At 67.3% G+C, this 755-nt stretch carries 1 protein-coding gene; it reads left to right on the top strand.

Going from position 1 to position 755, the window contains the following annotated elements; translation table 11 throughout:
* Positions 1-127: 127 nt before the first annotated feature.
* A partial coding sequence (locus tag ASG96_RS01655) for an MBG domain-containing protein (RefSeq protein WP_304437875.1) occupies positions 128-755 on the top strand: 628 nt, incomplete at both ends.

Genomic DNA, 755 nt, shown 5'->3' with positions numbered 1-755 from the left:
ACCTGCACCCCGGGCGACCTCTCCGCGGCCAACTACAGCTTCACCACCGGCACCACCGCCAACCTGACGATCACCAAGCGGGCCGTGACGATCACCGCGGACGCGAAGTCGAAGACCTACGGCAANNCGGCAGGGTCGCTGGCCTTCACGGACAGCTTCACCGGCGCGCTGACCCGCGACGCCGGGGAGAGCGTGGCCGGTAGCCCGTACGCGATCAAGCAGGGCACCGTCGCGCTGAACGGCAACTACGACCTGAGCTACGTCGGCGCAAACCTGACCATCGGCCAGCGGGCCCTCACGGTGACCGCGGACCCGAAGTCGAAGACCTACGGCAACGCCGACCCAGCGCTGACCTACTCGATCACCACCGGCTCACTCGCCTACACCGACGCCTTCACCGGCGCCCTGGACCGCGCGTCGGGCGAGAACGTCGGCTCCTACGCGATCCGACAGAACACATTGACGGCCGGGCCGAACTACGACCTGACCTACGTCGGCGCGAACCTGACCATCGGCAAGGCGACGTTGAACGTGAACGCGACCGCGATGTCCAAGACCTACGGTGACGCCGACCCGACGTTCACCGCGACCTACACCGGCTTCCGGAACGGCGACACCGCCAGCACCACCACGATCACCGGAACCGCAGCCTGCACCCGTGCGCCCGGACAGAACGTGGGCACCTACACGATTACCTGCACCCCCGGAACCCTGACCACGGTCAACTACAGCTTCGCCACCGGCACCACCGCCAA

This window comes from Terrabacter sp. Soil810, from assembly GCF_001429645.1.
GTDB lineage: Bacteria > Actinomycetota > Actinomycetes > Actinomycetales > Dermatophilaceae > Terrabacter.
This window is presented reverse-complemented; position numbering and strand designations above follow the sequence as displayed.